This is a genomic window from Promicromonospora noduliphila (assembly GCF_056951025.1).
Window position 1 is genome coordinate 1,147,502 of the sequence record NZ_CM167806.1, and the last position, 26,022, is coordinate 1,173,523.

24 protein-coding genes are annotated in these 26,022 nt (G+C 71.8%); 4 read left to right on the forward strand and 20 right to left on the reverse strand.

Annotation, left to right across the window (positions count from 1 at the left end):
- Window positions 1-471 precede the first annotated feature (471 nt).
- From AC0QU1_RS04965 to AC0QU1_RS04995, 7 genes are all read right to left on the reverse strand, one after another.
- Window positions 472-1,563 (reverse strand): hypothetical protein, encoded by a 1,092-nt coding sequence (locus AC0QU1_RS04965; protein WP_483574822.1) that lies wholly within the window; start codon window positions 1,561-1,563, stop codon window positions 472-474.
- 104 nt (window positions 1,564-1,667) lie between these two features.
- Window positions 1,668-2,804 carry a hypothetical protein gene (locus AC0QU1_RS04970; RefSeq protein ID WP_483574824.1) on the reverse strand — a complete coding sequence of 379 codons (1,137 nt, stop codon included), beginning with the start codon at window positions 2,802-2,804 and terminating at the stop codon, window positions 1,668-1,670.
- Window positions 2,805-2,914: 110 nt separating this feature from the next.
- A complete protein-coding gene (locus tag AC0QU1_RS04975; RefSeq protein ID WP_483574826.1) occupies window positions 2,915-4,510 on the reverse strand; it encodes a hypothetical protein in 1,596 nt (531 codons plus the stop codon).
- A 31-nt stretch (window positions 4,511-4,541) separates the two neighbouring features.
- Window positions 4,542-5,594, reverse strand: a complete 1,053-nt coding sequence (locus AC0QU1_RS04980; RefSeq protein ID WP_483616390.1) for a hypothetical protein — start codon at window positions 5,592-5,594, stop codon at window positions 4,542-4,544.
- On the reverse strand, window positions 5,591-7,564 hold the full coding sequence (locus tag AC0QU1_RS04985; protein ID WP_483574830.1) for a type IV secretory system conjugative DNA transfer family protein: 1,974 nt from the start codon (window positions 7,562-7,564) through the stop codon (window positions 5,591-5,593). Before AC0QU1_RS04985 ends, AC0QU1_RS04980 begins: the two co-directional genes overlap by 4 nt.
- Window positions 7,561-8,298, reverse strand: a complete 738-nt coding sequence (locus tag AC0QU1_RS04990) for a hypothetical protein (protein WP_483574832.1) — start codon at window positions 8,296-8,298, stop codon at window positions 7,561-7,563. The genes AC0QU1_RS04985 and AC0QU1_RS04990 overlap by 4 nt, the downstream gene beginning before the upstream one ends.
- Complete coding sequence (locus tag AC0QU1_RS04995) at window positions 8,295-8,423, reverse strand: hypothetical protein (RefSeq protein ID WP_483574834.1); 129 nt, start codon at window positions 8,421-8,423, stop codon at window positions 8,295-8,297. The genes AC0QU1_RS04990 and AC0QU1_RS04995 overlap by 4 nt, the downstream gene beginning before the upstream one ends.
- A 223-nt stretch (window positions 8,424-8,646) precedes the next feature.
- Here AC0QU1_RS04995 and AC0QU1_RS05000 point away from each other — a divergent pair, with 223 nt between their 5' ends.
- Window positions 8,647-9,423, forward strand: coding sequence for an alpha/beta fold hydrolase (locus AC0QU1_RS05000; protein ID WP_483574836.1), 777 nt, complete (start codon window positions 8,647-8,649; stop codon window positions 9,421-9,423).
- Window positions 9,424-9,477: 54 nt separating this feature from the next.
- Here AC0QU1_RS05000 and AC0QU1_RS05005 read toward each other — a convergent pair whose 3' ends face one another.
- The gene (locus tag AC0QU1_RS05005) at window positions 9,478-10,083 is read right to left on the reverse strand and encodes an NADPH-dependent F420 reductase (RefSeq protein ID WP_483616392.1); all 606 of its coding nucleotides are present in this window, start codon (window positions 10,081-10,083) and stop codon (window positions 9,478-9,480) included.
- Between the two features lie 59 nt (window positions 10,084-10,142).
- Window positions 10,143-10,946, reverse strand: a complete 804-nt coding sequence (locus tag AC0QU1_RS05010) for a 3-oxoacyl-ACP reductase family protein (protein WP_483574838.1) — start codon at window positions 10,944-10,946, stop codon at window positions 10,143-10,145.
- Between the two features lie 118 nt (window positions 10,947-11,064).
- Here AC0QU1_RS05010 and AC0QU1_RS05015 point away from each other — a divergent pair, with 118 nt between their 5' ends.
- Window positions 11,065-11,655, forward strand: coding sequence for a TetR/AcrR family transcriptional regulator (locus tag AC0QU1_RS05015; RefSeq protein WP_483574840.1), 591 nt, complete (start codon window positions 11,065-11,067; stop codon window positions 11,653-11,655).
- Window positions 11,656-11,673: 18 nt separating this feature from the next.
- Here AC0QU1_RS05015 and AC0QU1_RS05020 read toward each other — a convergent pair whose 3' ends face one another.
- The 7 genes from AC0QU1_RS05020 to AC0QU1_RS05050 form a co-directional block, all read right to left on the reverse strand.
- Complete coding sequence (locus AC0QU1_RS05020) at window positions 11,674-12,462, reverse strand: alpha/beta hydrolase (protein ID WP_483574842.1); 789 nt, start codon at window positions 12,460-12,462, stop codon at window positions 11,674-11,676.
- Window positions 12,463-12,549: 87 nt separating this feature from the next.
- Window positions 12,550-14,745: a LuxR C-terminal-related transcriptional regulator gene (locus AC0QU1_RS05025; protein ID WP_483574844.1), complete on the reverse strand. Its 2,196-nt coding sequence runs from the start codon at window positions 14,743-14,745 to the stop codon at window positions 12,550-12,552.
- 141 nt (window positions 14,746-14,886) lie between these two features.
- Window positions 14,887-15,228, reverse strand: a complete 342-nt coding sequence (locus AC0QU1_RS05030) for a hypothetical protein (RefSeq protein ID WP_483574846.1) — start codon at window positions 15,226-15,228, stop codon at window positions 14,887-14,889.
- A 173-nt stretch (window positions 15,229-15,401) separates the two neighbouring features.
- Complete coding sequence (locus tag AC0QU1_RS05035; protein WP_483574848.1) at window positions 15,402-16,415, reverse strand: hypothetical protein; 1,014 nt, start codon at window positions 16,413-16,415, stop codon at window positions 15,402-15,404.
- A gap of 176 nt (window positions 16,416-16,591) precedes the next feature.
- The gene (locus AC0QU1_RS05040) at window positions 16,592-17,089 is read right to left on the reverse strand and encodes a hypothetical protein (RefSeq protein WP_483574849.1); all 498 of its coding nucleotides are present in this window, start codon (window positions 17,087-17,089) and stop codon (window positions 16,592-16,594) included.
- Between the two features lie 49 nt (window positions 17,090-17,138).
- Entirely contained in the window at window positions 17,139-18,236 is a 1,098-nt protein-coding gene (locus AC0QU1_RS05045; RefSeq protein WP_483574851.1) for a DNA-processing protein DprA, read from the reverse strand.
- Window positions 18,237-18,366: 130 nt separating this feature from the next.
- Window positions 18,367-19,245, reverse strand: a complete 879-nt coding sequence (locus tag AC0QU1_RS05050; RefSeq protein WP_483574853.1) for a hypothetical protein — start codon at window positions 19,243-19,245, stop codon at window positions 18,367-18,369.
- A gap of 474 nt (window positions 19,246-19,719) precedes the next feature.
- Between AC0QU1_RS05050 and AC0QU1_RS05055 the strand changes: the two genes are divergently transcribed.
- Window positions 19,720-20,115 (forward strand): VOC family protein, encoded by a 396-nt coding sequence (locus tag AC0QU1_RS05055; RefSeq protein ID WP_483574855.1) that lies wholly within the window; start codon window positions 19,720-19,722, stop codon window positions 20,113-20,115.
- Between the two features lie 309 nt (window positions 20,116-20,424).
- On the opposite strand, the gene AC0QU1_RS05060 is transcribed toward AC0QU1_RS05055, so the two are convergent.
- From AC0QU1_RS05060 to AC0QU1_RS05075, 4 genes are all read right to left on the reverse strand, one after another.
- Complete coding sequence (locus tag AC0QU1_RS05060; protein ID WP_483574856.1) at window positions 20,425-21,303, reverse strand: hypothetical protein; 879 nt, start codon at window positions 21,301-21,303, stop codon at window positions 20,425-20,427.
- A gap of 561 nt (window positions 21,304-21,864) precedes the next feature.
- Window positions 21,865-23,385, reverse strand: coding sequence for an ATP-binding protein (locus AC0QU1_RS05065; RefSeq protein WP_483574858.1), 1,521 nt, complete (start codon window positions 23,383-23,385; stop codon window positions 21,865-21,867).
- An 82-nt stretch (window positions 23,386-23,467) separates the two neighbouring features.
- Window positions 23,468-23,983 carry a hypothetical protein gene (locus AC0QU1_RS05070; RefSeq protein ID WP_483574860.1) on the reverse strand — a complete coding sequence of 172 codons (516 nt, stop codon included), beginning with the start codon at window positions 23,981-23,983 and terminating at the stop codon, window positions 23,468-23,470.
- A gap of 58 nt (window positions 23,984-24,041) precedes the next feature.
- A complete protein-coding gene (locus AC0QU1_RS05075; protein ID WP_483574861.1) occupies window positions 24,042-24,986 on the reverse strand; it encodes a hypothetical protein in 945 nt (314 codons plus the stop codon).
- Between the two features lie 167 nt (window positions 24,987-25,153).
- On the opposite strand from AC0QU1_RS05075, the gene AC0QU1_RS05080 reads away from it, so the two are divergent.
- Window positions 25,154-25,897: a hypothetical protein gene (locus tag AC0QU1_RS05080; protein ID WP_483574862.1), complete on the forward strand. Its 744-nt coding sequence runs from the start codon at window positions 25,154-25,156 to the stop codon at window positions 25,895-25,897.
- Window positions 25,898-26,022: the final 125 nt, after the last annotated feature.

The window sequence follows — 26,022 nt, forward strand, 5'->3', positions numbered from 1 at the left end:
ACCCCCATTGTTGCCGGGCGCCGGGCTGAGCTGGCTCATTCCTCGCCCGCGGCCTGGGGCACGGTCGGAGCCGATCGAGGACCGGTCGACGGTCATGACACCCTCCCTGGACTGGTGCACGCTGTGGACCTGGTCGTCGCCGCCGGTAGGCGGTGAAGGTCCGTGCTTGACGTCCAGGTGCACCGCGGGGACCGGGGCGTCGACGGGGACCGGGCGTCAGGACCGGGACTGCGGGCCGCGAGGTGAAGAGCGGCGTCCGGAAAAGCGCTGCCTGGCCGATGGTGGGCCTCTCGTCGGCCGGTCGGCGGCGCACCAGGATCACGCCAGGATTGGGTCGGTGAGTTGTCGCAGCCGGCCACGTGTGTTGCGCCCGGCCGGGAGCCGAACAGGTCCCCTGGCACCTCGCCCCGGTGATCGCCTCCCGCGCCCCCCGGGGCAGTGCCCGCCAGGGCCCGCTGGGGGTCGGGGTCGCTACAGGTGCGGGGCCTGGCCTTCTTGGGTGGATCCCGCGTCGGGCAACGGCCCTGGTCGCGGGCCGGGGCTCCGGGTGGCCGGGCGGGCGGTGAGAACGTCGATGGTGGTGCCGGCGATCTGGTCGAACGCGACCTGCAGCAGGTGGCCCAGCGGCTCGCGCCCGGGCAGGGCCGTGAACGAGCCGGGCACCGAGGGCACCAGCCGGCCGAGCACATGGTCGGGACGATCGAGCCAGTACTGGCTGAGGTGGCCGCGTTCGTTGTTGATGGTCACCTCGCGTGCCCGGGGGATGCCCGGGCCGGGCTGGCCCGGCAGGCGGTGGTGCAGGAAAAGGATGTCGGTTGGGCCCTCGGCATGGCTGTCGGGCCGCATCGCGCCGGACGGAAGCCGTACCGCGCCGACCAGGTCCGCCTGTTGGTGGACCTGCGCGCGCAGGTGCGGGTCGGGGTGGTCCAGGAACACCGGCGAGGCGATAGCGACGGTGAGCTCGCCCGGCCTGGTCCGTTCCAGTGCGCTGGCCAGCACTTCCCGGTGGTAGATCCCCAGACGGGTGCGGCGGGCCGGGTCCAGCAGGTCCGCGTCGTGGAACGGCAGGTTGGTCAGCACCAGGTCGTGCCGGCCCGGACCCCCGGTTGTGCCCAGGTCCGGGGCAGGTCGCGGGCCGGGCAGCGGCGACAGGTCGTGCCGTGGTGATAGTTCGTGGTGGGGCCACTGCTCGGTGGGCGGGATCGCTGCGTGGACGGTGAGGTGCCGGCCCGGGTCGTGCGGGTAGTGCGGGTGCGGACCGACGCCGGCCAGCAGGTCGGCGTCGACTCCGCTGACCAGCAAGGTCCCGGTCAGGTGCCCGGTGGCACGGGCGACGGTCTTCAGTGCGGGCCACAGGTGGGTCGCGATCTGCCAGTACCGGTCGGCGGCCGAGACGCCTGTGTGCGCGTCCAGCGCCAGGCGGTCCATCACCTGGGCTGCCTGCCCCGCCAGGTCCAGGCCCGGTCTGGTCCGACCCATGATCAGTTCAGCGGCGAGCGCGGCACCGCCGTCCGGCCTCTCGTCGTGCGCGTCTTCCGGCTTGTCCGTTCCGGCTTTGTCCATGATGTTCCCTCCGTGTCGGCCTCGCGGTCGTCCTCTGGGCCCTTGTCGTGCCCCCTTCGCGTGGTTGTCGTGTCGATCGGTCCCTTCGGAGAGGGCAGGGTCGGTCACAGGGCCGGGCTGGGGCGGTCCGGCTCGGCATCTGGTGGCCGGGGTAGTCGCCGTCCCGGCCGGACCGGTGCGTGGCGCCCGTGCTGCGTTCCGGGGTTGGCGGGTGTGCTGCCGGGCCCGCGCCCTGGGTCGTGCGGTGATCCGCCCGGCGGTGCGTCATCGCGCGCACCGAGGTCCGGAGCGGGACCTGGACCGGTCCCGGTGCTGCGCCCCGTGCTGTGTCCGGTGGGGTGTGTGGCGGTCAGGCCGCGGGCGGTGGCGGTGCGCACGATCTGGTCCAGGGTGGTGCGCAAGTCCCGGCGCAGGTTCTGGGAGACCCGGTCGGGCTCGACTGTCAACCGTGGTGGCCCGTGGGGCATGCGCCGCAGGACCGGGCGGCCCAACACGTCCCCGATCCGAGTGTGGAAGTACTCGTTCAGGTGGACCGGCACACCGTCCAACCGGAGGCGGACGCTCGTCTCGAAGCGGGCACCCCGTGCGGGCTGGTCACCGGGGCGGCGGCGTAGGAGCAGGAGGTCGACCGGGTTGTCGCACCCGGGAAGGTGCCGCAGCGCCCCGCCGGGCAGGCGTGCGGCGCCGAGCAGGTCGCCCAGGACGGCCATACCCCGGCGTAGGGCCGGGTCGATGGCGTCCAGGACGTCCGCGCTGACCAGGGCAGCGACCAGGCCGCCCGGGGTCGTGTAGGCCAGACAGCTGAGGATGGCCTGGTTGTGCTCGCGCCACCGTTCCAGGCGGAAACGCCCGTCGTGGTGGACGACGTCGGCGTACGGGGCGTTCAGGAGCACGACGTCGAACACCCCGGGCGTGTACCCGGGCTCGAACTCGGTCAGCACCGGTCCCCAGTGGTTGTGCCCTGGGTGGGGTACCTCGCCCTGTAGCTGCCCGTACTGGCCCGACGGCAGCGTGTGCTCGTGGTCGGGCACCCCGGCCAGGAGCTCCGGGTCGAGCCCGCGCACCAGCATCCGCCCGCCGGTCGCACCCAGGCCCCGCAGCGCGGACCAGACCTGTTCGGCCAGCATGCCGTGGGCCGCGGTGGCGGTGGTCCGGGCGTGGTCACGCAGGGCCAGGACGTCGGCCTGGACCGCAGGATGATCCAGCGAGAACGACACGTCGTCGGGGAATGCTGTACTCACCGGTGGCTCCCTTCCGCACGGGTGATGCGGTAGGACAGGTGCACGATCAGCACCACGAAGCAGGGGAAGCTGTGGGGAAGCGGCAGTGACCTTCGGCGGCGGGCGCTGCCCTACGGCCCGGTGACCGGTGGGTCGGCCCCCGGTGGGCCGTCGTCACTCTGGCCTGCCAGTTCCTGTGTCCCGGTGCCGTGCAGCCCGGTGGTGTTCGTGGTGCTGGGGCTGGTGACCGTCGGCAGGCCGCGGATGGCGGCGTCACCGGCGATGTCGTCCAGCACGTCCTGCAGGTCCCGGGTGAGGGGCCCGTGGTGCTGGGGCAGGACGGTCAGCAGCCGGTGGCCGGTCGTATGGTCCAGGGCAGGCAGACCGATCACGTGGTGCGGGTTGTCGCCGAAGTACTCGCCCGCCAGCACGGCACCGTCCTGGACGGGATGGGCGCGGGAGGTGATGAACGGTGCGGACCGGTCCGGCTCGCCCATCGGGCGGCGGCGCAGCACGAGCAGGTCTGCCGGGGCGAGCCAGGAGGGCGGCCAGGGGCCGTCGGGCAGGAAGCCGTCGGGGTGCCAGGCGGTGGCCGGCAGCCGCGCAGCCCCGAGGAAGTCGGCCCGGGCGGCCAGGGCACGCCGGTCGTGGTCGGCCGGGTCGTCCAACACCTGGTGCCCGGCCACCGCGACCAGGATCCCGCCCGGGCTGAGGTGGTCGAGCGCGTCCAGCACGGTCCGGGCATGCAGATCACCGAGCTGGCGCCGCAGCTCCGGGTCGGGAAACCGCAGATCGGCGTAGCGCAGGACGGCCAGGGCGACGTCGAACGAGACCGGGTCCCCGGGCCCGTACTCGTGCAGGGCCCCGCCGGGCGCAACCATCGATGGATCGTGGGCGTGGGGCTGCCCGGGTGGTGGGATGGGCGCCACCCAGAACGTGTCGGTATCGGGCCGGTAGTAGGCGGCCGGGTCGGTGACGCCGGTCAGGGCCACGGCTTCGGGCCACAGGGCGATCATCTGCCCGCCGTCGACGCCCAACCGGCGTAGCAGCCGCCACACGGGTCCGGCCAGCTCCTGCAGATGGCGTATGCCGTCGGTGCGTGGGTCCGGGCGACCGAACCGGCGATCGCGCATCCGGTCGTGGTAGCGCGTGGTGTTCCACAGCGCAGCGTGCGACACCCCGACCCCCGGGTCCCCAGCCCCAGGGTCCCCGACCTCGGCGGCGGTGGCGTGCAGGGCGGCGGGGGAGTCCTCTCCGGTGGCGTTTTCTGCAGTGTTCAGGATGGTGGGGTCCACGATCGCGGCCTCGAGGCGCCCCACGTCGGACGGCGTCTCGTCGATGGTGAGGTCCGGACCGGATACCAGGGAGAGCGGGGCGCTCAAGGGCGGCTCGTACGATCGCAGCAGGTGCAGGGTCGGGCCCAGGGGATTGGTGACCAGGGCGTGGTCGCCGACTGTGCTGACCTGGTCGAAAGGGCCGGTGGGCAGCGCCGGGTAGATGTGCCCGGCGCTGCGGGCCCGAGAAAGTGCTACCTCCTGGTCCAGGCTGTCCAGCAATGCCTGGACCACGGCCGCCGGTCCCTGTGCCTGCAGCGTGGCCAGGGCGTGGTCGGCCTCCGTGCCGGACAGGAAGGCGACCGTGTACCACCGGGTCGTGCCCGCGGCCAGGCCGTGCCCCGCGTGGGGTGCTCCCGTCGGGCTGGCGTTCGGGGAGTCGCTGGTGTCCACCGGGTGCTCCGTGCAGGGTCGTCGGGTGGGGTCACAGGTCGATCTCGGGCCCGCGCGCAGGCCCCGGCCGGTGGGGTCGGTGCGGTGGTTCTCGTGGGGGCCGTGGGGTTGCCGCCTGGCGCGGGCCGGGTCGAGCCGCGAGGTCTCGGGCCTGTGCGGAGCGCACGATTCGTCGCAGGGCCTGGCTCAGCTGGTCCGCGAGGGGCCGGTCGTGGGGCCTGATCGCCAGGCGCGGGAGTCCCCCGGGCGTGAGCCGGGCATCGACTTCTCCCAGGACCCGCCAGGGTTGTTCGACGTAGTGCCGGTGCAGGTGCTCGTGCTCGTGGTCGCGGGGGTTGTCGTCCGGGGGTAGCAGGTGGGCGACGTCGAGGAACGTGGCCTGGTCGGTGGGTTTCTCGTGGTCGGGGCGGCGGCGGACCAGGATCAGGTCGGTGGGGTTGTCGCAGCCGGCGACGTTGCGCAGTGCACCGCTGGGCAGCCGCACGGTGCCCAGTACGTCGCCCAGGAGGGTGATCGCCTCGCGCACACTGGGGCTGGGGTCGTCCAGGACGTCGCGGGGCATCAGCGTGGCGAAGAACCCGCCGGGCCTGGTGCGGATCAGGGCTGTCAGCAGGGACACGTGGTGGTTCTGCAGGAGATGGTCACGCAGGCCGGGGTGGTGGATCGTGACGTCCGCGAGGTGCGCGTTGTGGATCACGACGTCGTACACGCTGCCCAGCCTGTCCACCAACGCCACCGGCGCCTCCCGCGCCTCGGCGTGGTCGTCCGGGTTGCCGCGGTCGATGGGGTTGTCGAAGGCGCTGGCTGGCTCGGGTGGGATGTCAGCGACCAGGACGCCGAACCCGTCCTGGTGGACCTGGACCCGGTCGCGGGGCAGCTGGGCGAAGGCGTGGGCGTCGATGCCGGTGACCAGCATCCGCCCACCGGCCGCGCCCAGGTCCCGCAACGCCTGCCACAGCCGGTCGCCGACCATGGCGTGCACGGCGGAGGCATCACGGGTGTTGTGGTCGGCGATCGCGTACTCGTCGGCCTGGTGCCACGCCGACTCGATCTCGTCGTCGGTGTACGGGTCCTCGTCCATCACGAGTACTCCTTCGCGTCGGTCTGCGGGTGGTCCTGTCCGTACGGGGGTTCTCCCGGGGCGCCGGGATCGACCGGTCCGGCCGGTGACGGGTCAGGGCCCGCGGCCGCGAGGTGGTTGGCGGGCTGGTCGACCGGTGCCGGCCGGGCGGCCGGGTCCTTCGGGTCGCCGCCACCTGCGCTGTCGCGGTCCGGGAGGTGCCTGGTGCGGGCGGTGGCCTGCAGCAGGGTCTCGACCTGGGTGCGGTCTTGGGTGAGCTGGTCGGCGTCGGGGCGGGTGGTCCAGGTGCGCAAGTTCGCGATGATCGGCGGCGCCGCGCGCAGCAGGATGAGGCTGATGCCGAACGGGAGCATGCGGATGGCCTGGGGTGGCATGATCGGCACCCTGCGCACGGACCGTTGGATGGAGCGGGAGCCGTGGTCGCCGCGGGTGTGGGTGTCGGTGAACTCGTCGCGTTCCCCGATCAGGGTGGAGAAGTCCTGCAGATCCTTCGGCGAGGAGGACCCGCCCAGGACGACTTTGACGATCGCGGCGTCCCAGATCGCGTTGGCCGCGTTCTCACCCCACCGGTCCCGCGCCTGCGACAAGGACTGCAGGACCGGCATGGTGGTCAGGCCGGTGCCGCCGCCCTCGGCCATCAGGGTGGGCAGCGAGGGCAGAGGGGCGAGGTTGCCGATCTCGTCCAACGCGAGCAGCAGGGGCGGGTCCAGCCGGGCACCGGGGGAGGCGGCCGCGAGGTGGCGGGCGGTCTCGACGAGGTCCTCGATGAACGCAGCCACCAGCGGGCCCGACGTCACCGACCCGGCACCCGTGGCCAGGAGGTACAGGGTGCCGTTGTTGCGCAGGAACGCTTCAGGGTCGAACGACTCGTCCGGGCCGGGCGAGACGGCGTCCAGGACCCTCGGGTCGGCCAGGCACGACAGCGCCTGTTTGACGCCCATCCAGGCGGAGTCGCGGGTGCGGGGGTCGGCCTGGATGATCGACTCCAGCGACTGCCCCCACCCGGTCGCCGCCTGAGGGTGGGAGGCCAGGATCGCGGCGGCGTCCTCGGCCGCCGACGGGGAGTTGGACCAGGCGAACAGGTCCCGGGCGGTCCTCCTGTCGAGGGCTGCGGCGTGCAGCATGGCCTGCAGGGCGGTGCGGGTCATGCCCTCCCAGAACCCGCCGTTCTCCGTCCCGCCCCCACCCAGCCCCGTCGCCGAGGCCAGGCCGGTGGCCCGGATCATCGCGGTCAGGGGGTCCTGGCAGCCGCGCACGATCGACCAGCGCAGCCCGGCGGGCACCCCTTTGGCCAGGTGCTGCGGGTCGAACACGGCCACCGGCCCCACCCGCTCGCGTGCCTTCAGCGTCACGGTCAGGGCATCGTTGCGGGTCGAGGTGGTGACCACGGGGCCGGGGGCGTCGAGGATGGCGTTGACCACCAAGTGCAAACCCTTACCGGATCGGGGTGGTCCCAGCACGAGGAGGGAGTCTTCGACCGAGGCCCAGACCCCGTGCCCGTGCGCGGTCCCCAGCTGGTACCCGACCTGGGCCGGCGACGGCCGGCGCACCGACGGGCGCAGCGTCCTGGAGCGTTTGAGGAGGGTGCGGGCGGAGGCCGCGTGCGTGACGTCGCGACGCGTGGCGGTGCCCGGGGTGTGGTGCGGGGTGCGGGCCTGCCGGTGCGCCGTCCCGGCCACAGCCCGGGCCACCAGCCAGGCCAGCACGCTGACCACGGTCAGCAGCAGGGTCGTGGCGGCCCAGTACGCGACCGGGTGCAGACCCTCGGCCCCCAACACAGTGGCTGGCTCGGTGGGACGGGCCAGGACCCCGAGGCCGGTCAGGGCGCCCGCGGTCGGCAGGCTGGTCCCGGTGGCCCAGGCCGCGAGGCTGCCCGCAGCGCGCAGCACCGCCGACAGCCCGACCAGGACCCCCAGCCCGGTCAGGGCCAGATCGGTCAGGTCGTCACCCATCACCCGCGCCGGGGCTCTCATAGCGCCCCCCACCCGGCATCCGGACCACCCGGGGTCGTGGGCGTGGACCGGTCCGGTCCGGGCGCGGGGAGGGGACCCGGCCCGTGGTGGTCGTCGTGCGTGCGGCCCGGCAGCGGTGCCCGCGCATGGTCGGGGACGGGCGCGCTGCGGGGCGTCCGGGCGGTGTCGAGGGGACCGGGGTGCTGGTCGGGCTGGGGTAGCTGGTCGAACCGGATCGTGGTGCCGGAGGTCTGCCCGTGGACCAGGAGCTCCCGGTTGCTCAGGACGGCGGCGGGCAGCCGGTAGCGCAACCGCCCGTGCTCGTCGGCCCGGGTGCGGTCCACGACCGCGGTGATCACCACCGGCTCACCCGGCGCATACGGGCCCTGACCAGCCTGCGTGCGGGACCGGGTGCCGAGCTCGGGACCGGGCGCGGTCTGGGCGGCCGCGGAGGCGCCCGGGTCGCCCGGGTCGGGGTGCTGGTAGCTGTCGGGGACGACGAAGTAGGGCTGGTAGGCCTGCCCGTCATCCACCAGCTCGACGAGGATCGGGGTGTTCAGCTGGTTGGCGATCTGGTGCTGGACCGGCAGCACATCGCCGCGCCCCAACGACACCGTGCGCGACTGGTCGCCAGCGATCGGGTCGGCAGCGGCTGGATGCCAGGGCTGGTCGTCGACCGTGATCGTCAGGTGTCCGTCGGGGTCGACGACGAAGTGGGCGCGCGGCAGAGTCACCGGCACCGGACGCCGGTTCACAGCCTCGGCCCTTCCATCGGGAACGGGCTCGGCCCGGCTCGGCCGGTCAGCTTTGTCTGGAGGGCGTCGAGCTTGGCGTTGCGGTCGGCGATCTTCTCGTCGAGGGTGCGGCTGTCGGCGCGCATCTGCGTCTCCCATCGGTCTGGGAGACAGGTGCGCGAAGACCCCCGCGGCCGTTGGAGATCACTTCGACTCTTTAGTCATGTGACAGATGCCCGGCCTGGGCGGCGCGGTGGAGCGTGGTGGTGGCGCACATCGCGCCGAATGACCGAGAGTTCGGAGAGAACGATGAATCACACGCCCCGTCGTTCACCGTGGCGCAGGGCCGCGTTGGCGGCACTGACTGTGGTGACCCTGCTCATCGGCGGTAGCACCCTCGCCAGTGCCGAGCCGCAGACCCTGCGTGGCGGGTCCGCGAAGCCGACCGTGGTGCTGGTGCACGGTGCGTGGGCCGATGCGAGCGGTTTCGCTGGTGTCGCGACGGCCCTGCACACGGCGGGCTACCCGGTGCTGGAGTTCGCCAACCCGCTGCGCTCACTCACCTCGGACTCCGCAGCCCTGGGCGCCTACCTCAGGCAGCGCACCGAGGGCCCGGTGATCCTGGTCGGCCACTCCTACGGCGGCGCCGTGATCACCGACGCGGCATTGTCCGGCCCGGATGTCAGGGCACTGGTCTACATCGACGCGTTCGTTCCCGACGAGGGTGAGAGCCTCAATGATCTGCTGGGCCGGCAGGATCCGATCGACCCGGCCCAGGTGTTCGACGTGGTGGCCAACCCGGGCGCACCGGAGGGTGTCGTGGACCTGTATCTGAAGGACGCCGTGTTCCCGGTGGTGTTCGCGAACGGGCTGCCTCGTGTGAAGCAGGCGCAGCTCCTGGCCTCGCAGCGGCCTCTGGCGACACCTGCCCTCGGCGAGCCGGCCGGTGAGCCCGGATGGAAGACGTTGCCGTCCTGGTACGTGCTGGGCACGGAGGACCACATCATCTCCCCGGAGCTGCAGCAGTTCATGGCGCAGCGTGCCGGCGCCAGGATCACGTCCGTCAGTGCCGGTCACCTCGCGATGATCGCCCGGCCCGACGTCGTGACGGCGACGATCCTGCGGGCGGACCGCGCTACCCGATGACGCAGGTCTGGGGCGGCTCCGCGATGCGGGGCCGCCCCAGATGGGGATGCGGGATCAGCCTTCGCGCAGGAGGTTGAGGGTGGGCAGCGGACCGCCGGGGAACTGTTGCAGCCGTCCGCCCTGGGTGAGGGGTCCCAGGTCGATGGGTGCCCATCCGGCACGCTGGGCCAGGCGTGCGATCTCGGTGTTGGCGGTGTGGTGGTCGCCGGAGAGGAACACCACGCGGCGCTTGCCGTCGGGTCGGGGGTCGGCGCCCAGGACGGGCGGGGTGAGCGTGTTGAACGCCTTGACCAGTCGTGCGCCCGGGACCAGGTCGGCGACGACCTCGCTGGAGGTGCGGCCGCCGAGGTCGGCGACCTTGAAGTCGGGCGGGCCGAGCGGGTTGGTCGTGTCGATGACGATGCGTCCCGCCCAGTCGGTGATGCCGGTGGAGGCGACAGCTTCCTTCAGCCGGTGCCACGGGACGGCGAGGATCACGACGTCCGCGGCGGCGGACTCCTGGACGGTGGCGGGCATGAGGCCTTGGCCGAGCCGTGTGGCGGTCGCGTGGAGGGTCTCTGGGTCGCGACTGTTGCTGAGTAGTACGGTCTGGCCGCTCGCGGTAAAACGTCGGGCGAGCGCTGTACCGATCGCGCCCGCGCCGATGATGCCGATGGTCACGTTCTTTCTCCTTGCTCGGTTCGTGGTGAGTCGTGCTGTGGTTCGGGGTGTGGTGGGGGTCAGACGGCGAAGCCGCCGTCGACGTCCCAGGTGGCGCCGGTGACGAACCGGGCCTCGGGCCGGGCGAGGTAGGCGACGGCACTGGCGATGTCGGCGGGCTGCCCGTAGTGGCCCAGGGCCATGAGCTGCTTCATGGAGTCGGCGAACGGGCCGGCGTCGGGGTTCATGTCGGTGGCCGTCGGGCCGGGCTGCACCGTGTTGACGGTGATCCCGCGAGGGCCGAGCTCCCGTGCCAGTCCGCGGGTCAGGCCCGCGACGGCGGCCTTGGTCAGGGAGTAGGCGCCGGTGCCGGGTGCGGGGACGCGGTCGGCGTTGATGGAGCCGATGGTGATGATCCGCCCGCCGGTGCCCAGGTGGGGTGCGGTGGCCTGGACGGCGGTGAACACGCCGCGGACGTTGACGGCGAGCATGCGGTCGAACTCCGCCAGGGGGAAGTCCTCGAGCGCGGCGACGTGCGCGACGCCGGCGTTGTTGACCAGGATGTCCAGCCCGCCGAGCTGGGAGACGGTCGTGGCCACGGCCTGCTGGACCGCGTCGGCGTCGCCGCTGTCGGCCCGGACCGCGACCGCCGTGCCGCCATGGGTGGTGATCTCCTCCACGAGGGCGTCGGCGGGCTCCTTGGCGCTGGTCCAGGTGAAGGCGACGCTCGCCCCGTCGGCGGCGAGGCGGCGCACGATCGCCGCGCCGATGCCGCGTGATCCGCCGGTCACCAGGGCCCGCTTGCCGGCGAGCGGGCGGTCCCGGACATGTGCCGTGGCGCCGCTGGGTGTCGTCGCGGTGGTGGTGGTCGACTGCTGGGTCATCTGGGTTCTCCGTTCGTTTCAGCCATAGTTCCGAACCGCTCGGTTACTATGTTGGTGTCGACAACCGGACCTGCTGCGGATTAATTCCGAACTGTTTGGTTCAAAACTGGAGGGTGTGATGACGAAGACAGGTAGGCCGCTCTCGTTCGACGCGGACGAGGCGCTGGAGGCCGCGATGCGCGTGTTCTGGGCCGAGGGGTTCGAGGGCGCCTCTCTGAACGAGCTGACCGAGGCGATGGGCATCAACCGGCGCAGCATCTACGCGACCTACGGCAACAAGGACGCGCTGTTCCGGAAGGCGGTCGACCGTTACCTGCACGGGCCGGGGGCGTTCGTGGCGCTGGCCCTGGAGCAGCCGACCGCCCGGCAGGTCGCCGAGACGATGCTGCACGGCGCGGCCGACGCCTACACGACACCGGGCAGCCCGCGTGGGTGCCTGTTGGTGCAGGGGGCGCTGGCCTGCGGCCCGGACGGCGAGGCGGCGTGCAAGGAACTCGCCACCCGCCGCGAGGACGGCGTCACCGCCCTGACGGAACGCCTCCAGCGTGCGGTGACCGAGAAGGACCTGCCTCCCGGTGCTGATCCGGAGGGCCTGGCCCGCTATCTCACAGCCGTGGGCCAGGGCATCTCGGTCCAGGCCGCGGGCGGTGCCCGCCGTGAGGATCTCCACCTGATCGCGCAGCAGGCCCTGGCGGGCTGGCCCGCCTGAGCCCGCCGCGCGGCCGGGTCACATGCCCCGCTCCTTGATCCAGGACAGGGCCGTGTCGGCGACCTCGGCCCAGCCGTGGTCGATCGTCAGGGAGTGTCCCCGGTCGGGGAACTCGACGAGGTCCGTCACCACGTCCTCGTTGCGCGAGTACAGCTTGTGCGCGGTGCGGGTCAGCGACGCCGGGGACGTGTGGTCCATCCCGCCGGCGATCAGCAGCAGCGGTCCGCGGGCGGCGTCGAAGTCGATCGCGGCGGGCGAGCCGGGCAGGAGGTTGGCCGCGGCGTCCTCGAACAGGGGCCGGCCCGGTGACGGGATGGTCCACCGCTCGTACAGCTCGGCGCACTCCTGCTGCGACAGCTCGTTGCCGAACCCGTAGCCGAACTCTTCCGGCGTCAGCGTGACGGAGCCACGGAAGTTGGCCGGGTTGCGCAGCGCGACCGAGGCCACCCGGAGGGTGGATGGGGGTAGCAGGATGTTGCCGCGGATCGGCGCGGAGTCGATCGCCACCGCGGCCGCCACGTGACCGGCGGCGAGCAGCCGCTGCACGACCAGCCCACCGAAGGAGTGGCCGACGGCGATCACGGGGCCGTCGAGCCGGGCGACTAGGTCCGCGTAGTGGCGCACCACGTCGTTGATGCCGAACCCGCCCGCCCGGTCGGGGTTGGCGCGCGCTTCGGCCACCGTGGGGGAGTCGCCGGGCCAGCCCGGCGATTGGGCGGTGTAGCCGGCGAAGGTGAAGTGTTCTACCCAGGGGTCCCAGGATGTGGCGTGCAGCCACAGCCCGTGGACGAAGACGACTGTGCTCATGGTTCCTCCGAAGTCGTTGTGCTCGTGCACATCAGCCTCGGCCCGGAGGCGACAGGAGGGCTTCTGTCAGGTGACTACACCTGGCCGTCACGGCTCGTGACGGGCTGGCGGGTCGACGATGTCCCGCAGCTGCGTGCGGCTGGTCACGCCCAGCTGCGGGAACACTCGGTACAGGTGCATCCCGACCGTTCGCGGCGACAGGAACAGCCGCTCGCCGATCTCCCGGTTGGTCAGCCCCTGCGCGGCCAGCAGCACGATCTGACGTTGTTGCGGCGTAAGCGCGGCAAGTGTCGGCACGTCCTGGCGGGATCCAGGCACGGGAGCCGGCGTGTCGGGGCGGACTCCAGCGGCTCGCAGCTCTGTGGCCGCGCGCTGCGCGAAGGGCGCGGCGCCGAGGCGCTCGAACGTGCTCTGGGCGTCCACCAGGTGCGGGCGTGCCTCGATCACGCGGCGCTGCCGCCGAAGCCAGGCCCCGAAGTCCAGCTGGATGCGGGCACGCTCGAACGGCCACGTCGCGCCCTCGGGGTCGGACAACGCGGCCGTGAAATGGCTGCCGGCCCGTTCCTGGCTCTCAGGCGTGTCGCCGGCGGCGGCCACCAGCGCTGCCGCGTGCTCCACCAGCGCCCGTAGGCGCGCGGAGCCGTGCCCGGCCGCCTGGCGGAACACGACCGCGGCCTCCTGCCCTTCGGCGTAACGCCCCGTGCGCACGCGGGCGGTCACCAGATCGACCATCCCGTACAACGAGAGGTGGGGATGGACCGGGTGCCCGGCGTCGTCCACGATCAGCCGCAGCACATCATGCGCGCGCTCGTGGTCGCCGTCAGCCAGAGCGGCAAGGCCCAGCGCCCGCCGGGTGGCCACCGCTACCGCACGGGTCGCGTCCGGGTCGAGCCCCGCCAGGGCTTGGGCGGCCAGAGTCCGCGCCTGGTCCGGGTCGCCACGCATCGCCGCCAGCAGCGCCAGGTCCGCCTCGGTCGTGCGCCGGATCATCTCCATGCCGGTGTCCGCCGCCACCCGCAAGGCGTCGCGGTACGTGGTGGCCGCCGTGTCCCATGCACCGCTGTCGCGCAGCACGGTGCCCAGCGTGTTCGAGACTAGGGCGTTCACGCCGCCGAGCGCCGTGTGCTCCTGACGCTCCAGGAAGGTCCGCAGGGCTGTCACGGCGTACGCGGTCTGGTCGACGGCCCACGCCGCCCCGCCGAGCTGGTTGAGCGTCACCTGATCCAGACCGGACGGGTGCCCCCGGGCGGCCAGCACCGCCTCCACCTGCTTCACAGATCCCACCGGATCCAGAGCCGCGATCAGCCACGTGGCGTGCGGCGGGCCGAACTGCTCATCCAGAAGGGTCAGACCGTGCTCGGGCGCGAACACCCGGGGTGCAGTCATCGCAGGCGCCAGAACCGGCACGTCCGTGTCACCCGCGCCGGACTGCGGCGGACTGCTGGCGAGCTGCCGATCGATCACCTCCAGGGCCGCGACTATCTGGTCGCGGTGTTCCGGGTGGCCGGAGTAGAACGCGGCCACGGCGGCAGGCGCCAGAGCCGACCACGCCAGATCCGTGCTACCGGCATCGGCCGCACGTACCGCCACCGTGGTCAGCATCGTGATGGCCTCGGCGTGCCGGTCGGTGCGGGCCAGTGCCCAGCCCGCGGCCAGCGCGGCTTCCAGGGCATGGGCGGGATCGTCGGTCAGGTCACCCGCCTTGGCGCCGAGCCGCCCCACCCAGGGGCCGTCACCCGCGTAGATCGCGGCCCGCATCGCCAAGAGGTAGCGCCGCGCCGCGACACCCGGATCGGCCGTCAGCTCCGCGGCGCGCTCCAGCATCCGCCCTGCGGCCGCCCACCCCGAATGCGTGCGCGCGGCATCGGCCCCTTCCTCGAGCGCGGCGGCAACCTGCTCGTCCGGCCCGAGCGTGGCAGCCGCGAGATGCCACGCACGCCGATCCGCGCGCGCCGTGAGCACGTCCGCGAGACGCAGGTGGGCGCGCTGACGATCCACAAACCGCGCAGCCTCATACAGAGCCTGCGGCATGGCGGGGTCGGACCACAGCAACGGCTCAGGGCCGGCGCCGTCCAGCCGAACTAGCCCCGCATCCTCGGCCGGACCCCACCCGGCCAACGCCTCCCGCGGAATCGAGCCAAGGAACAACGGCACGTCCTCGGGCGCCGCGGCAGCGGCGGCGAGAAGCAAGTGCTGTGTCACCTCAGGCAGACCAGCCATGACGACACGCGGATCGAACGACACCACAAGGCCATCCCACCGCCCACGGACCAGGACTGTCATTCCGCAGCCCGTAGTTCACCCGCCCGGTGCGGTGGTCACTGCTCACCCGGATGCTGTTGTGGTGTCGACCTGCCAGTCAGCCTGGCAGCCCTGTCAGTACGGCGAGCTCTCGGCTCAGGCCGGTCGGCCAGCCCGGTTTGGTCAGAGTTGGCGGGCCAGGACCGCTCGTTCCATGACATCGACGATGTCGTCGGGCCCGTCAGCGGTGGTAGCGGCGGCGTGCAAGCGGGTGAACAGGACCACCGCGGCACCCGGGTCCGTGGTCACCTGCGCGGCCAGCAACGCCCGTGTGACCACCTCGTCCGCCACCGCTGCATCCACTGCTGCTCGGTCGACCGCCGCCTGGTCGACTGCAGCGTGGTTGACGGCCTCGTCAGGGACGGCCTGCCGGGGAATCTGGGAGGCGATCACGTCGATGCCCTGTCCCTGGATCACGCGCGCGTCCAGGAGCAGCCGGTCGACCAGGGCACGCACACGGTCCATGTCCACTCCCTGACCGTAGACGTCTCGACATCAGACCGCCCCCGGTGAACAGGCGCTGGCTGCGGCAGCAGCGGAGCCTTGGGCGGGCTCACGAGGAAGGAGCCGGGAGCAGCTCCAGCGGTCGCCGCACACTGCCCCACCAGGGCAACGTGGGGCGGCCGGGGTCGGGTGGCTCACAGGTCGATCTGAGGCTCGGTGCCGAGACCGGCGTCGGGTGGGCGAGGCGCGGGCGCGCTGCCCGTGGTGGCGGGTGCCGACTGTCTGACGACCGCGCCCACCCCGGTGGTGGGCGGACCGGACCGTGCGCGAGCGGGTGCGGAGGTCACCCTCAGGCCTCTGTTGTCCGCCTCGTGCGTGATCCCGTCCAGCACGGTCCCGAGACGGTCGTGCAGGGGCTCGCCCTGGAAGGTGACCTGCAACTCGGCGCCCCCGGAGGGTGCGGGGTGTGCGGTGGGGTGTCCGATGATGTGGTCGGGGTGGCTGGTCCAGTACTCGTTGCCCAGCAGGGTGTGACCGTCCAGCTTGGTCGGGACGGCGGCGTGGAACGGGGTCGACCGGTCCGTGGTCTGCCCACGGGTGCGGCGGCGCAACAGCAGCAGGTCGGCGACCTGGTCGGTGTGGTCGGTGTCGCGCAGGCTGGCCGACGGCAGGCGCACCGCCCCGACCAGGTCGGCATCCTGGGCGATGCGGTCACGGGCATCGGCCGCTTCGTTGTCCAGGACGTCGTGGGTGGTCACGACGGCGGTGATCCCGCCCGGAAGGGTCGCGGCCACCGAGGACAGGATGAGGGTCTCGTGCAGGCGTAGGACGCGGGCACGGTTGCCCGGGTCGGTGAACCGGACGTCGCTGTAGGGCAGGTTGCCGATCACGACGTCGTACTGGCCCATGTACCGCCCGGAATAGGGGCGGACCACCAGGCCCTGGTGCGGCCAGCTGGGCGTGGAGGGGATCTGGGCGATCAGCTCAGTCACGTCCTGGGTGCGGGAGCCGGGATCGGCCAGCGGGGCGCCGGTGAACGCGTCGGCGTCCAAGCCGTGCACCAGCATCTGCCCGCTACTGACGCCGAGACGACGCAGCGTGGCCCAGATCTGTTCGGCCAGGCTTGCGTGCGCGTCGATGGCACTGACCTGGTAGTGCGCCCGAACCGCCGTCCCATCGGGGCCGTCGAGGTCCTCCAGTGCGTCCATCACGGCCTCCTGACCGTCGCCGGCGGCCCTGGTCGACCGCCTTCGGTGGACAGGTGCACGCGTGTCACCCGTTGGCATCGACGGGGGTGACCCGCCGTGGGGGGAGGATCAACGCTCAGGAAGCCGATTGGTGATCGGATTCGGCCTGGCTGGGGTCGCCGCGGCGGGCTCCACGGTCACCGGCCCACGCCGTCTCTGGTGTCGGCGCCCGGTACGGCGGGCCGGTCGCCGGGCGTCCATGGCCTCGGCCCGGTATCCGGTGCGAAGGGGGCCCGGTGCGCCGTCGTGCGGTGTGGTGGATGGTTGGCCTGGTTGTAGATCCGCAGGGACTCGGTCAGCCCGGTCTTCAGGAGGGTGAGCGCCCGGTCAGCGCTGGCCAGCGGCACGTGCAGCAGGTCGGCGACACCGCTGGCCGTCAACTGTCGCCGGTCGCGGTCCCGCACCTCGTACGTGGTGCCTCGGACAGCGAACTTCACCGTGAACCGCGCGCTCGCGATGGGCTGGTAGGCATAGATCGTCGCCGAATCCATCGGACCGTGCAGGCCCACACCAGGTAAGCGGAACTGGTCGAACTCGACGAGGTCGGGATCCAGCCCGGGCAGGAACTCGATCGCGTCCAAGGCCCGCACCACGGGCAGGTCCCACGGCTCGGGCGGCGTCAGCTCGTCGGTCATCGCAGACGCCACATCGACAGTTCAGCGAGGGCTTCGGGATGCTCTGCGGTCAGAGCGGGATCAAGGCCGGTGGGGTCGGCGGACCGTCCTTCCCCAGTCGTGACGCCGAGGACTCATACCCGCGGGTGCGGCCCCCCGCTGACTTGGGCGGGGGCGCGGTGATCAGGTTCATCGCGTCGGCCGCGTCGGTGACCACACGCGCCACCTGCTGACGCAGCAACTCGTTGGACCCGCTGCTGGCACCGCCGGTGACCGGTCCTGGAACGGCCCCGACGGGGGTACCCGTTCGCTTGGCCTGCCCCGCGATCCGGATCGCGGGGTCCCGGTCGGCGGATTCGGTGACCACGACGGCATCGGCCAGGGTGGCCAGGAGCCGGTCGCTCACCCGGGAGCGGTTCAGGCCCGCGGTCTGTCCGGGCGGGGACGCGCTGACCAGGACGCCGCCGGTGGCGGCGATCGCCCGATACAGGTCGGCGTTGCTGGTGGGGTGGAGGCGGTCCATTCCGCCGGGCAGGACCGCGATGGCCCGACCGCCGGCGGCCAGCGCACCCCTGGCGGCTTCGGCGCCCACGCCGAGCGAGCCCGCCACCAGGACGGTGGCTTGGTGGTCGGCCAGCCCGGTGGCGATGGTGCGGGTGATGCGCATGCCGTACTCGGTCGGCATGCGCGACCCGACCACCGCGACCCGCACCGGGCGACCGGCCAATGGTGACACGTCCCCACGCGTCCACAGCACCAGAGGATGGGCCGCAGTGTCTCCGGCCAAAGCAGGCCAGCCGGGGTCGCCAGGGATCAAGGTGCCCATCCCGCGCCGCTGCGTCTGCAGCAGGACCCGGCTGACCTCCGCCAGGTCCAGGCGGTCGGCGACCCCCAACCGCCACTGCGCTAGTTCCGGAGTCTCGTTCTGCAGGGCGCCGTCGGCGATCTGCCGCACCAGGCCGGGCGCCCCGTGCTCGGCGACCAGCCGGGTCACGACCGTGTCGCCCGGCTGGCAGCCCAGGGCCAGGACCATCCGTGCGGTGCGCTCGTCGGTGGCCAGGTCCGCGACCTCGGACAGGTCGCGCCTCACCTTCCCCGGCACGCCGCGAGGGCCGTGGGTGTCCTGGTCTGTGTCGTCGTGCGTCGAGCCCTCGTCCAAGCTGTCCATGTCGCGCTCCCCGGGATGTGGTCCTGTGGTGACGACCAGGTGCACCCGCGTCGCCACGCCCGCCGACGACGAGGGCGGGCCTGGACCCAGGGGGTCGAGGGACCAGAGTTCGACCGGCGGCGGACCGGTGTCACAGGCCGGGCAGGTCGGGCTCGGGTCCCTGCGCCGCGGGGCTAGGCGGTGCGGGCGGGGTCGGCGCCCGGTGCGGGTACGGGGCGCCGGGCGCGGGGAGTGCTCTGTACGCAGCCGGCACCTGCGGCCTGTCGGTCGGTGTGGCAGCCGATCGCAGCACCGCAGCGAGCTCGCCGCGCAGGCTCTCCACGTCGGCGAGGGTGGCCTGCAGTTCCTCGGCGTCGGCCAGGGCCTCGTGCGCGGCCTCGAGCCGGTAGCTGATCCGGCGTCGTTCACGAGCGGTGTCCAGATCCCGGGCCAGTTCCCTGCTGAACCGGAGATACGTGACCACGCCGTGCACGAACCGGGGCGCCATGGCCAGCAGCCGCACCAAGCTGCCGGAGGGTGGGGTGGCGCTGTTGGACGGTGGCGTGACCAGCTTGAGCCAGCCGGCGAACCCGCCGGCGGCGAGCTCGTCGCGCTGCTCGGTCAGCATCGCGACGTCCAGGTCCAGGCCGTAGGTGTCATCCAGCCCTGATGCGGTCACCCCGCTGAGGCCGTGCTGGGCCGCGAACCGGTCCCGTTGCGCCTCCAGCTCGCGGATGCGTGCCTGCTGGGCCTGCGGATCCTTCAACCACGTGGGGTCGTGACCGTGGGTCCTGGCGGAGCGATCCAGTTCCCGTTGCCGGAACTGAGCTGATCCGATGGCGTGGTGCAGCTCGTCCGTCACGCGGTAGGCGTCGCGTGCGTAGGACAGGGCCTCGACTGTGACGTGGAGCACCGCGCGGACCTCGGGGGCCAGCAGCCGCAGCGCGCGTGACGCCGCGGCCAGGTCGAGTGTCTCCCCGGTCGCCGGGTCCGACAGCCGGACCTGCTCACCGTGCCAGACGACGTCCACTACTGACTCTCCTGGGGCGTCGTGGCGGGACAGCCCGATCGACACCACGCCGGCGGTCGCATGTGGGTCACACAGCTGGATGGTGTCCCGTCCGGCGATGTCCCACCGGGCGTGAAAGGCGTTCTGGGCCTCTATGAACGGTGATCCGACGCTGTCGGCTGGTTCGGTTCTGCTGGGGGTGTCCATGACCGACAGGTGTCCGGGCCCCCACCCGCCGTGCGGGCCTGGCTATGAACGTGAGAACGAGGCGTGAATGTACGGATGTTCGACGAGTGGTTGGGGCAGTAGACGGCTGGATGTACGTGAGTTTCACGAGTGGTTTGCAGGGTCCGGGATTCCGCTGTGGTGGGTCGATGATGGTTCCGTCCCGGACGGCGTCAAGGCCCTTCGGCCTCTACGGGCGGTCGGCGGCCAGCACCGGGCGTAGGTGAGTTTCAGCGGCGACTCAGGGAGGGCCTGGCTTACGATCGGGCGATGGCTGTGCACTGGACGATTGGGGCGGATGCCGGCGACCCACAACGGCTTGCCCGGTTCTGGGCGCTGGCGCTGGGGTATGTCCCAGAGCCCGGCTATGACGATCCCGACGGCGCCTCGCTGATCGATCCGGATGGAGTTGGCCCGGCGATCGGCTTCTTGCGAGTTCCGGAGCCGAAGACGTCCAAGAACCGTTTTCACATCGATATCCGTGTTGCAGGCGAACCGCCGTGGGACTGGCTTCAGCGGGCTGACCTTATCCGTGCGAAGGTCGCCGAGCTCGAGGGCGCGGGAGCGACCACGGTGCGCGAGGAGGAGTACACCGACGAACAGGGTTCAGTTCTGGGCCACGTCGTCATGCTTGACCCGGAGGGCAACGAGTTCTGCGTCGCCTGAGCAGGTACGGCCTTTCCCGAGATCCACGATGGGGAGCGTTTGGAGCCCTGTGTGCGGAACGGTGAGCGGTCCTGGCGGCCGATCGTGGAGCCGAGTTCCAGGGGCGGTCTTGGGGTCCGGGATTCCGCCGTGGTGGGTCGATGATGGTTCCGCCCCGTACGGCGTCAAGGCCCTCCGGCCCTGCGGGTGGCCTGGACTCCGCCCGTGCCGTCACGGTCGGGCAGGGAGCGGCGCAATCCCTCGCCGTGAGGTGTCCTATGGTTCGCGTGGAGGGGAACCCGCGGATCAAGCAGCGTGAGTGCGAGTGCGTCACATCGTGCGGGCGGCGGCGAGCTCCTTGCGGTACTTCCAACGCATCGACCACGGGAGTCGAGTCTTCAGGAGGAGGCCAGCCGCCCGTCGCCGGATGGCGGTGTCTTCATCGTCCAGCAGGGCGATACATGTCGCCACGAACTTGAACGACGGCTTGCTCTCACTGAGCGGTTCGAGGAGATCAAGTATGTAGATCCTGATGTCAGCCGGGTGTGTGTGCTGCACCGTTTCCAGCAGGTATCCGGCGCCGTCGTCCGATTGTGCGAGCTGTGCGAGCCGCTTGGCGATCTTCTGAGCGGGCGCATCGTCGCCGCGCTGGGAGATGCGAAGAACGGTTGAGAACACCTCGGGAGACAGGGAAACCCGGTCAGTCTCGAAGCGATCCCACTGTCCGAACGCACAGATCTCGTGGAGCGCTTCGACGGCCCGCCATGTGACCCCGTTCCTCATGAACCTGGCGCCCAGGTCGTCGTCGAGTGCGAGAAATGCCAGCGCATCGATCCATGTTTGCGGCGGTTCTCCGCCCGACCGCCGCCACACCGAGACGATCCCCTTGATCGCAGCCCACTTGATCTGCTTGTCCGTGTCGCCTGCAGCCTCAAGGAACACCTCGACCGGCGCGTCCGGGTGCCTGGCGATCGCCCCCAGCAGGTTTCGTCGGCCGACCGCGGTCGGCTCGTGCCGGTACCGGCCCATCAACTTGTTGACTGGGGGCGAATACACCAGCAGAGACGTGATCATGTCGTCGACGAAGGTGCCGTTCGGCTCAGTTCGTGAGATGAGGTCCAACAGCGGCTTGACCGCCCGGGCGCTATGCACGTCAGCAAGGCCCCGGGCTGCGGCAACAGAGATCGAGCCGTCATATCCGAGGGGCACGGACTAGGACGTCACCAGCGCGGTCGTCCCCGATCTCACCCAGCACCTCGACCAGGCCCCAGGCGCGGCCCGCCGCAGAGTCCCATGCGTGGCTGCGAAGAGGCAGCCTGTCCAGATCGTCAAGGTGCCGTCGGAGGTTCTCGACAAGCTCGACGACGACCGTGCTCCCACGGCGCACCAGTTTGTCCACCGCACGCGTGTGTGGCGACTCCTCGTACATGCCGTCGGAAGTGCTTTGGTTTCCGAGGTCTGAGATGAGACGTGCCACATCGGAGGACATGTCCCCATCCAAGCAGGCTGGCCCGGGAGCGGTCCCGGGCAGGCCATTGAGACTGAACGCTGTCGACGCTGTCATCGTGTCGAAGCTGGCGGACTTCTCTGCGCACCGAGCGCATACTGACCGAGATCCATGCCGCCGGCGGTGACGTCCGCCAGCTCTGCGACTTGTTCGGCATCAGCATCGAGGCCGCGATGCGCTACGCGGCCACACCTTCCGTTCGCGAGGAGACGCCAGTTCCGCGAACCCGCACCCTCGACTAGCCTGAGAGCGGACGTCAGCACTCAGGTTCCCGAGATTTCCGGACGAGAAGCGCGGAACTCGTTACCTTCCTTGGTCAGCTTGGCACTGGTCTCGAAGAGGCGGGCCTCGTTGGGGTGGAGCTGGGACTGGACCAGGAAGGACCGGGTGCGGATGCGCCACAGGCCCTGGCCCAGGCCCAAGGTGGGCAGAAGGCTCGTCTCGGTGCCGGTCAGACCGAGAGTTTGTGCGGTGGCGCCGAGCTGGTCGGTCTCTTGTCGCATGATGACGCGGGTTTCGGCGTTGGCCAACAGGGCGGCGGCCAGCGAGCGTTGCGCGGTGCCGGCGTCGCCGACGGTGTCCAGGTCGGACAGGCGGTGGAAGACGAGCATGTTCGCGATCCCGTAGTAGCGGGCCAGCCGCCAGTAACTGTCCATGCGGCGCAGCAGCGCCGGGTGGGACATCAATCGCCATGCCTCGTCGTAGACCACCCAGCGTTGCCCGCCGTCGGGGTCGGCCAGGACGCCTTCCATCCAGGCCGAGGCGCAGGTCATCAGCACGCTCAGGGCCGAGTTGTTCTCCGCGACCCGGGACAGGTCCAGGGACAGCATCGGCAACGTCGGGTCGAATGCGATGGTGGAGGGGCCGTCGAACATGCCGGCGAGGTCGCCGCGGACCAGGCGGCGCAGGGCGTGGGCGACGTGCCGCCCGTCCTCAGCCAGCCGCCCGTCGGTGTCGTCGTCCGAGTCTGGGGTCAGGAGGTGGTCGACGAGGGTGGGCAGCACCGGGACCGTGCTGGTGCGGACGGTCGCGGTCAGGGCGATGTCGATCGCGGTGTGCTCCACCGGGTGCAGGGGCCGGCCGAGCATTGTCTCGGCCAGTGCACCGACCAGGGTCCGCCGCCGGGTGGCGACCTGCTCGGACCATGCCGTGTCGTCGGTGCCGGTCGGGCGGTGCCCCTCGTCGAGCGGGTTCAGCCGCGCGGCCATCCCCGGCCCGAGAGTGATCGCTCGGCCGCCGACGGCGCGGGCGATGGGGGTGTGTTCGCCTTTGGGGTCGCAGGGGATGTAGACCTTGCGGCCGAACGGGATCGAGCGCAGGTACAGGGCTTTGGCCAGGGCGCTCTTGCCGGCGCCGACGATCCCGGCCACGACCATGTTGGGTGCGGTGACCAGTCCCCGCTGGTACAGCACCCACGGGTCGTACACGAAGCTGCTTCCGGAGTGCAGGTCACGCCCGACGAACACGCCGTTGGCCCCGAGGCCGCCCTCGGCCAGGAACGGGTAGGCCCCGGCCCAGACCGCGGACGTGTCCTGGTGGGCGGGTATCCGGAACCGGATCGGGGTGCGCAAGGTCGCGGGCCCGTGCTCGCCGGCACGGGGCAGGTACCGCACGGTTCGGGCCTGGGCGCGTTCGGCTGCCTGGCGGTCGTGGGTCGCGTTGAGGCGGTCCAGGCGTGCCCTGGCCAGGACCTGTCCGGCCGCGCGCCGGCGGGCGCGGCGCACGCTGGCCGGTTCACGGCCGGTGGTCAAGGTGGCTGTGTGCACCCGGTCGGCGGGGTTCATAGTCCGGCCTCCGGACCGGTCCTGGCCGGTGGGCTCGGTGGCACCGGAGCGCACGGCGGCGGGGTGAGTCGTGGGTCCCGGGTCATCGCGGCCGCTGCCCGTTCTGGACGGCCGGTCTCGGCCCGGGGGCGTCAGGGGGAGTGTCGTCAGGGGCGGGGGTGCTGGTGTCGGGGGTGCTGGGGGTGGTCGGGTACCAGGCGATCTCGCCGGCGTGGGTGGTGGCCAGGTCCAGGGCGAGGTGTGCCTGGCCGAGCAGGGTCGCGGTCTGGCGCAGGTGTGCGGCCACGGTGTTCGCTTCGGTGTGCCCGTGCGCGGACCGGCCGTGGTGGTCGTGCGCCAGGTGGACCAGCTCGCGGTGGGTGGTAGCGATCTGGGTCGCGACCTGCTGCAGGCGGGGCATGGCCGCGGCCAGGTCGTTCAGCACCCAGTACAGGTCGGACGGCTCGGTCACCTGGTGGGTCGAGCGGGCCAGGCGCCGCGCGGCTTCGGCGACGTCCTCGGCGTCGTGCTGCGGGCTGGTCGCGGGCGGCTGGGTCAGCATGGTGTTCTCCGAACGCAGGGCGGGGACCGGGACGCCCCACAGGTGCGCGCCGGTCACCGCGCCGCGTGCCGGCCCAGCACCGGGCAGCCGTCGGACAGGGCGGGGCCCGGGTGGGTCACAGGGCCGGGCCGTCGTCGAACCCGGCCCGCGGCGGTGTCGGGAGCCGGGCCGGCCGGTCCGCGTGCGCGGTCCGCGGCGGTGGTGCCGGGGGCTCGGTGGTGGGTGTGGGGATGCCGGTGTACCGGTGGGGCCACCCGGGCGGAGCCTGCAGGTCGGTGGACAGCTCGCGTAGCAGGTGCACGTTCCCGCTGTCCGGGTGGTAGGTCAGGACGTACGGGCCGTACCCGGCTACCAGGCTGCCGGGCCGGGTCGGTACCTGGTCGTAGACCTCGTCGTTGAACAGGGCGGCGTCCAAGGTCGCGGCTCCGCGGTCACCCCGGGCCAGGCGCTCGATCGCCGCGCCGGTGCCGTACCGGTCGACGAGGCTGGCCACGGCGTGGCCGGCCTGGCCGGGCAGCGTGGTTACGGTGTAGTACCGGCCCGGCGGCCAGCCAAGCCCGTCCGGAACCTGCCCCGTGGTGGCGGCCGACCGCGTTCCCGTGGTCGGCGTTGTGGGCGGCTCGGTACGGTCGGTGTGCACACCGTGCGGGGGCCGTTCGAGCTCCAGGGCCAGCAGCCTCAGCTCGCCGGACCACTGGCCGGCCGCCTCGGTGACCCACGCCGGGAACAGGTCCCGGTTCTCCGGATCGCTACCGGGATGGTTAGTGTGGTACTGGTGGGCGTCGGCCGCCGCCGTCAGGAACGAGACCAGGTCCCCCATCCCCGCCGTGGTGTCGACGGGGTCGCCGACGCCGGAGTGGATGTCACGCCCGATGTGCGGCGAGGTGCGCGGGCGTGTGGCGTCGGCGATCCGGTAGGCGTACCGGTGCCGGAACCCGCCGTGCTCGTCGGGCACGACGCCGTCGTGCCACAGGGCCAGATCCAGCGAACCGGCCCGGACGGTGACCCGCGTCCGGGTGCCGCGTGTCTCGTGCGTGCTGGGAGAGGCGCCGGTGTCCATGCCCGGCAGGTGCGACCCCGACCACAGCGCGGCTCAAGCTGCTCTCCGCGGTGGTGCGCCACCGGCCCGGTCCGCGCGCGTGGTCGTCCCACGGTGTCAGACACCCCAGCTAGCGTGCGCGAGTCGGCGACCGTCGTCGAGCATCGAGGTGGGGGAGTCGAGCGGGTATGCGCACAGCGCGAGTCAGCCCAGGGCGGCAGCGCCGCGACGTCAGACAGCTGCGCAAGCTCGGGTTCACCGAGGCCGACCTCGCCGGCCTCCTTGTTTCCGAGCAGCGGCGGCTGGCGGCGTGGACCGTGCACACCTATGAGCTCGGCTTCGCGGTGTTCGGGCTCATCTACGGGGTGCTGCTCGGAACCTGGGTGTTCCTGATCCGATGGTCCACGACCGCCGAGCTACCCGAAGCGATCCTGGCGTTCCTGCTGTGCGTGGGACTGGCGGTCGGCGTGGGTGGGTTCGGCGGTGCCCGGGCGGTCTACTGGGTGATGTGCTTGCTCGACCGTTACCAGTCCTTCGGGGACGCTGGGGCACGGATCCTGCGCTGGGTCCGTCCCCTGGTCATCGCGCGGCTGGCCGTCAAGGAGCGGTGCCTGCGGCTGACCCGCCGCTGGTCGGCTCAGGGGCGCCGCAACGGCCTGGATCTGGCGGGGCGGGAGCAGCGGATCGTGGACATCCTCGCCGGGGAGCTCACACCGGCCGCGATCGAGGAGATCCACGACATCGTTCGGGGTTCGCTGCTCGAGCCGGCTCGCGGCGACTTCGACCCGAACACGTACGAGACCGGGCAACCTCGAACCCTGGGGCGCACCCTGCAGCTCCTGGGCGAGACTGCTGGTGTCATCGTCGTCGTCTCGACACTGGTCGGGCCACTCGTGGTCGCCTTCATTCAGCTCCTGCGCGGAGGTAGCTGATCAGCCCGCGAGCCGCGCGCGAAGGCCAGGCTCTGTCGGGAGGTCCTTCGATCCATACCTCGTGGACACCGCGGTGAGTGTCATGCCTGTGCCGATGGCCTGGGAACGGCTGGACCGTCTGGGAT